The sequence below is a fragment of the Aeromonas sp. HMWF015 genome (genome assembly GCF_963878965.1).
Taxonomy (GTDB): domain Bacteria; phylum Pseudomonadota; class Gammaproteobacteria; order Enterobacterales; family Aeromonadaceae; genus Aeromonas; species Aeromonas veronii.
On sequence record NZ_CAWNZT010000399.1, the window covers coordinates 1 to 6,714 of the forward strand.

Here is a 6,714-nt window from a genome sequence, read left to right on the forward strand (position 1 = left end):
ATGACGAGCCTTTTCGCTTGAAAGTGGAGAGTCTGACCGCACGGGTCGAATCCAACCGCGAGCACCTCAAGTCCATCGAGGCGCGACTGCGTTCCGCCAAACTGGATCGGGATCGCGCCAAAGAGCTGATGCAACGCAATGTTGGCAAACAGCGGGATCTGGATGTCAGCCAGGCCAACGTAGACGATATCGTGGCCCAGATTGACCAGCAGAAAGCCACCCTGAACGATCTGCAAGCACAGCTGCTGGAAGCCAAGTATCAACTGGCCCAAACCGTAGTCTATGCCCCGAGTGATGGCCATGTGGTGCAGCTGGCCCTTCGCCCCGGCATGATCGCCACTCCCTTCATGTATCGTCCGGTGATGACCTTCATCCACCAGAACGATACCGCCTATGTGGGCTGGTTCTGGCAGAACAGCATGCAGCGTCTGGCCGTTGGCGATGAGGCGGAAGTGGTGATCGATGGCGTGCCCGGCAAGATCTTCAAAGGCAAGGTGACGGCAGTGATTCCGGCTATTGCCGCCGGTAACGTGCAGGCCAACCTGGGACTGCTGGATCAGACCACCGCAGTGCGTCCGGGTCGTCTGCCGGTAGTCATCTCCATCACTGACCCCGAGTGGGCCAAGTATCAGGTGATTGCAGGCTCAAGCGGTCAGGCCGCTGTCTACACCCACTACTTCCACCATGTCTCCGTGATGCGGAAAATACTGCTGCGCATGGCAAGCTGGATGAACTACATCTTCCCCTTCCATTAATCAGCACCATCTCTCCCTGCGGGCCGGCATCATGCCGGCCCGCTGTTTTTGTGGCGGCAAGCACCCTATAATGGCGCCACCCTGCGCCGCACCATGCCCAAACGCCACGCCCTCATGTTCGTTCTCAGACCCTATCAGACCGACGCCGTCAACGCTGTGATCAGCCACTTTCGCAAACACCCGGACCCCGCAGTGGTTGTGCTGCCCACCGGGGCTGGCAAGAGTCTGGTGATCGCCGAACTGGCCCGCAAGGCGCGCGGTCGGGTGCTGGTACTGGCCCACGTCAAGGAGCTGGTGGAGCAGAACCATGCCAAGTATGAGGCGTGGGGGCTCAAGGCCGACATCTTCGCCGCCGGCCTCGCCCGCAAGGAGGCAAGCGCCCAGGTGGTGTTCGGCTCGGTGCAGTCGGTGGCACGCAATCTGGATGCCTTCGATGGCGCATTTTCGCTGCTCATCATCGACGAGTGCCACCGGGTCTCGCTCGATGACGACAGCCAATACCATCAGGTGATCGACCATCTCAAGGCTGCCAATCCGGCCCTCAAGATCCTCGGTCTCACCGCCACCCCCTATCGGCTCGGACTGGGCTGGATCTACCGGCGCCACTACCACGGCATGGTCAAGAGCCACGGCGAGCGGCTGTTTGGCGACTGCGTGTTCGAGCTGCCACTGCGCTTTATGGTCAAAAACGGCTACCTGACGCCGCCGCGCATGGTGGATGCCCCCATCGTTCACTACGACTTCAGCAAGCTGGTGCCGCGGGAGAATGGCCTCTTCAGCGAGGCGGATCTCAACGGCGAGCTCAAGCGGCAGGAGCGGGTCACCCCCCATATCCTGAGTCAGGTGCTGGAGTATGCCGCCGACCGGCAAGGGGTGATGATCTTCGCCGCCACCGTCGAACACGCCCGCGAAATTCACGGCCTGCTGGGCGCCAGAGGGGAGCCGGCGACCCTTATCACCGGCGAAACGCCGGGACCGGAGCGCGACGCCCTTATCAGCGCCTTCAAGGCGCGCGAGCTCAAGTTTCTGGTCAACGTGGCGGTGCTCACCACCGGCTTCGACGCCCCCCATGTCGATCTTATCGTGATGCTGCGTCCAACCGAGTCGGTCTCCCTCTATCAGCAGATCGTCGGGCGGGGCCTGCGCCTCTCGCCGGGCAAGAGCGATTGTCTGGTGCTCGACTATGCGGGCAACAACTTCAACCTGTTCGCCCCCGAAGTGGGGGAACCCCGCCCCCACGCCGATACCGAGCCGGTACAGGTGCCCTGCCCCGCCTGCGGTTTTGCCAACACCTTCTGGGGCAAGACCGACGAGGATGGCAAGGTGATCGAGCACTACGGCCGCCGCTGTCAGGGGCTGTTTGAAGATGACGAGGGTAACCGCGAGGAGTGTGATTTCCGCTTTCGCGCCAAGATCTGTCCCGGCTGCGGTGCGGAGAACGACATCGCCGCCCGCCGCTGCCAGAGCTGCGATCAGCTGCTGGTGGACCCGGACGACAAGCTTAAAGAGGCGCTCAATCTCAAGGATTGCATGGTCATTCGCTGCGCGGGGCTCACCTTCACCGCAGGGCGCGGCAAACAGGGGGAGCGGCTGGAGGTGACCTACCACGATGAGGATGGTCTGACCCTCAGTGAATACTTCGGATTTCACTCCCCGGGCGCACGGCGCTTGTTTCAACAGCACTTTGTGCGTCATCATTGGCCCGCCCCGGGGCTGGAACCCGAATTTGCCACCCTGGCGAGCGTGCTGGCCGCGCAAAGCCAGTTCCGTCATCCGGATTTTGTCATCGCCCGCAAATCGGGTCGTTTCTGGCAGATAAAAGAGAAAATTTTTGATTATGAGGGTCGCTATCGTACTGCCAACTCGATGGCGTGATGGCCACTGGCGACCGGCATAAATCGTATGAATTGCTTTGCCACGGCCGATCCTGCATCGGCAGGTGAAACAAGGTTGAATTATCAGGGTCGGCACCACTGCCGGGCCCTTCGTCACGTTAGAGGATGTTATGCAGCGGCTGTTGATTGGTTTTTGTGCTCTCTTTTCTTCTCTGGCGGCTCACGCCGCCCCGCTGACGCCCCCTCAGGGTGGCCAGTACGCCATCATGGTGCAGGGTAACAACGGCGTCGAGTTCGCCCGCCACGCCGATCAGATGATCGCCCCCGCTTCCACCATGAAGGTGCTCACCGCGCTGGCGGCCCGCCTCGAGCTGGGTGCCGATTTCCGCTTTGCCACCGACATTCAGGCCCAGCCTGGCGCCAAGCAGGGCAACGTCATCAATGGCGATATCTGGATCAACTTCGTCGGCGACCCCACCCTCTCCCGCATGGATCTGCTGGCCCTGTTCAAGCAGCTCGGCGTCACCAGCATCAAGGGGAATGTCTACGTCAACACAGGCGCCTACAACGGCTACGAGCGTGGCAACGGCTGGTCGTGGGGGGATCAGACCCTCTGCTTCGCCGCCCCCGTCTCCTCGGTCATCATCGACAAGAACTGCGCCTACGGCACCATCACTGCCACCCAGATTGGCAAACCGGCGGTGGGCAATGTGGCTACCGGCGTGCCCATCGGCATCGGTGCCGACAACGTGGAAGTGATGAGCTATGGCGACATGGCGCGCCAGTTCTGCGCACTGGAAGTGGACATGGCCAAGGGCAACTTCTACGAGCTCAAGGGCTGCATCACCCCAAACAAGGAGCCGCAGGGGCTGCGCTTTGCCATCCACGATGTGGAAGCCTGGGGCTGGGACAACATCCGCTGGGCGATGAACCGGGCCGGTATCAAGCATGATGGCCTGCTGCGGGTCACCCACAAGGCCCCTGAAGGGGCGGAGACACTGGGCACTCACTACTCGGTCTCCCTGCCGGTAATGCTCGCCAAGATGCTGAAGAAATCGGACAACCTCTATGCCGATACCTTCCTCAAAACCGTGGGTCGTCACTACTACAACAAGCCGGGCAGCTATCGCAGCGGCACCATGGCGGTGCGCGCCATCCTGACCAAGAACGGGATCGATCTGGGCAACGCCACCCTGGCAGACGGCTCCGGTCTCTCCGCTCACAATCTCATCAGCGCCCGTCAGATGATGTCGGTGCTGAGCTTCATCCAGAAAAATGATGCCGAACTTGGCCTGATCAAGCTGCTGCCGAGCTCTCAGGTGGATGGCACCCTGGCGTGGCGCCGCAGCGTCACCGCCCCCATGATGAAGAACAAGGTCCACGCCAAGACCGGCACCATCACCGGCACCTCCAATCTGGTGGGCTTTATCGACACGGCAGGCGGCCAGCGCAAGGCGTTCGTGATGTTCCAGCGCGGCCTCTCCCAAGATCCGGCCACCCATGAGCGCTACCGTGCCAGCAAGGCGCCGTGGCCCTGGACTGTATTCGAGAAGGGGGTGCTGGAGAGCATCTATCAGCAGCAGCCGATCCAGATCGCCGATGAGAGCTGATCCAATAGGCCCACTCGAATCACGGTATCGATAATTTCGGCTTCAAGTCGCCACGAGGCAGGGCTATGCTGTTGCCTGCCTCATATCAACGGCCATACATAACGGCTTAAAAAACGGAGAGAAAATATGTTTGCAGTGATTTTTGGTCGCCCGGGTTGCCCCTACTGTGTCCGTGCCGTACAGATCGCCGAGCAGCTGACCGAACAGCGCGATGACTTCAAATTCCGCTACGTGGATATCCATGCCGAAGGGATCAGCAAAGAAGATCTGGCCAAGAGCGCCGGCAAGCCGGTCAATACCGTGCCGCAGATCTTCCTGGACGAGCAGCACATCGGTGGCTGCACCGATTTTGAAGCCTACGCCAAAGCGAATCTGGGTCTCTACCAGTAATGCCTGCGGGTCATCCCGAGCGGGTTGACCGCCAGAGCGTATAAAAAATCCGGCGCCATCAGGCGCCGGATTTTTTTATGAGCGGAACTCGTACCATCCCTTGTCAAGGAGTCACAGACTGGGCGGCAAAGCGCGCAATGATGGGGTTGTGATCCGAACTGTCGGTCGCCGGTGAGCTCACCTCGACCAGGTCCAGATTGCGGTAGTAGAGGTGATCCAGCGGGCGACCGAAGGCGGTGCGACGCAAGTCAGGTACCGGCACGGCCTCTTGCAGCCCCAGCTCGTCCACCAATTTGCTTAACCAGAACTGACGCTTGTCGCTCCAGGTGTTGAAATCACCGGCCAGGATCACCGGCCCCTGATGGCGGCGCACCAGCGCAGTCAGATCGTTGAGCTGCTCGCGGAAGGTGGCCATCCCCAGCTCGAAATTGACCGCATGGATATTGATGACCATGACGCCGTCAGGATCGCCCTGCAGCGGATAGAGGCTCACCAGCCCGGATTTGGGGATGCGCAGCAAGGGCTCGGGAGAGCGCACGCCACAGACGAACGCCTGCGGGGTCTTGGCCACTGTCATCACCCCGAACGAGACGCCGCCCTGGGTGAAGGCTTGCAGCTGTTGCCACTGGAAATCACCGGCGCGCAGCCAGTCGAGCATATCGGGACGGGTGGCCGACTCTTGCAGCAGCACCAGATCCTGCCCCTTGGCATAACTGTCCATCCCTTCACGCCAGTTCTTGCGCTGGCCCTTGTAGAGATTCCACACCGTCACCCCGAATTCACGGGGCAGCGCCGTGGTCGCCAACGCCACCAGCGGCGGACGCTGGCAGTCGAGTCCCGGCACAATCCCTTGAGCTGTGACCAGATGGTTCTGATCCGGCACCTCAAAACAGCCTACCAACCCCAGGGTCAGCAGGGAGGTGCCAAGAATGCGATAACTATTTTTCATTGGCTAACAACCGCCCGCCTTTGCTTTTTGTTGCGACCATCACAAACGTCATCCACGCCGACTAAGCTGATAGTCCCTGTTCCACCCAACCAGAAGGACCTTGTCTCATGGCGAAAGAACTTCGGTACAACGTGACGTTTTATGATCAACAAGGAAATTGTCATCAAGTGGAGCTGGCCACCGTCTATCAGATAAGACGGGACCCTCAATGCGATCTCTGCCTGTTTGACACCCTGCAATATGTGGGCTCGGAAGAGATGCTGGAACGCATGATACGGCAAAAAACCGGGCTTGAGCAGGAAATATCCATCATCAATGCCCGGCTGATTTGATCAGACGCTGACCGGAACCGGGCGGGATTTACCGTTGTCGTCGATGGCGACATAGGTAAAGACCCCCTCGGTCACACAGTAACGCTGGGCATCGTTTTCCCGCAGTACCGGCTTGACCCACACCTCCAGCTTCAGCTTCATGGAGCTGCGGCCAATCTTGATGCAGCGACCGTAGCAGCAGACCACATCGCCCACCTTGACCGGACTGTGAAAGGTCATGCCTTCGACGGATACGGTACAAATACGTCCTTTTGCCAGCTCCTTGGCCATGATGCCCCCACCTATATCCATCTGGGACATGATCCAGCCACCAAAGATGTCGCCATTGGGGTTGGTATCGGCTGGCATTGCCAGGGTTCTCAGCAACAACTCCCCATCGGGGTGACGTTTTGTATCTACCATCATTACCGCCTCTCTCTCATGGATGGCGGCATGATAGGGGGCGATCACCCCCTTGGCAAACCTCAATTGCCCGAGGCGGCCAGCTCGGCAAACCAGTGGGCCGGATCGGGCCAGCGATAGTTGAATCCCATCTGCTGGCAAATCAGCTGGCCATCGATGGGCTGAAATTCACCGGCAGGCTCGATAAAGACCGGCGCAGGGAGCCCCTGCTGGCGCGCCGCAAAGGGGTAGAACTGCTCGCGGCGCGGATGTACTGGCGCGCTCAGGTTGAACACATCCCCGTCCTTGCCCCGCTCCAGAAGCAAGATGCAAGCCGCCACCACATCGTCCAGATGGACCAGATTAACCGACTGGGCGCCGCCATCGAGAGTCTTGCCCGCCAGGAAACGGCCGGGATGGCGATCCGGGCCATAAAGGCCGGAGGGGCGCACTATCATCACC

Annotated in this window: 7 protein-coding genes and 1 pseudogene; 5 read left to right on the forward strand and 3 right to left on the reverse strand. The window is 60.3% G+C overall.

The genetic code is table 11. The annotated features are described in order from the left end of the window. From AACS18_RS20575 to AACS18_RS20590, 4 genes are all read left to right on the forward strand, one after another. Nucleotides 1-755 (forward strand): HlyD family secretion protein (locus tag AACS18_RS20575; RefSeq protein WP_108613179.1); only part of this gene is annotated, 755 nt, incomplete at its 5' end. Nucleotides 756-869: 114 nt separating this feature from the next. Next, nucleotides 870-2,630: a DEAD/DEAH box helicase gene (locus tag AACS18_RS20580; RefSeq protein ID WP_108613182.1), complete on the forward strand. Its 1,761-nt coding sequence runs from the start codon at nt 870-872 to the stop codon at nt 2,628-2,630. 130 nt (nt 2,631-2,760) lie between these two features. Further along, nucleotides 2,761-4,200, forward strand: coding sequence for a D-alanyl-D-alanine carboxypeptidase/D-alanyl-D-alanine endopeptidase (gene dacB / locus AACS18_RS20585; protein ID WP_108613180.1), 1,440 nt, complete (start codon nt 2,761-2,763; stop codon nt 4,198-4,200). Between the two features lie 126 nt (nt 4,201-4,326). Then, nucleotides 4,327-4,590, forward strand: a complete 264-nt coding sequence (locus AACS18_RS20590; protein WP_108613181.1) for a GrxA family glutaredoxin — start codon at nt 4,327-4,329, stop codon at nt 4,588-4,590. 103 nt (nt 4,591-4,693) lie between these two features. Here the strand turns inward: AACS18_RS20590 and AACS18_RS20595 are convergent, their stop codons facing one another. Continuing rightward, the gene (locus AACS18_RS20595) at nt 4,694-5,539 is read right to left on the reverse strand and encodes an endonuclease/exonuclease/phosphatase family protein (protein WP_005350508.1); all 846 of its coding nucleotides are present in this window, start codon (nt 5,537-5,539) and stop codon (nt 4,694-4,696) included. Nucleotides 5,540-5,646: 107 nt separating this feature from the next. Here AACS18_RS20595 and AACS18_RS20600 point away from each other — a divergent pair, with 107 nt between their 5' ends. Then, a complete protein-coding gene (locus tag AACS18_RS20600) occupies nt 5,647-5,871 on the forward strand; it encodes a hypothetical protein (protein WP_005337874.1) in 225 nt (74 codons plus the stop codon). Here the strand turns inward: AACS18_RS20600 and yciA are convergent, their stop codons facing one another. Beyond that, nucleotides 5,872-6,276 carry an acyl-CoA thioester hydrolase YciA gene (yciA, locus tag AACS18_RS20605; protein ID WP_042061418.1) on the reverse strand — a complete coding sequence of 135 codons (405 nt, stop codon included), beginning with the start codon at nt 6,274-6,276 and terminating at the stop codon, nt 5,872-5,874. 59 nt (nt 6,277-6,335) lie between these two features. Continuing rightward, nucleotides 6,336-6,714 (reverse strand): annotated as a pseudogene (locus tag AACS18_RS20610) (SDR family NAD(P)-dependent oxidoreductase); the annotation flags it as partial.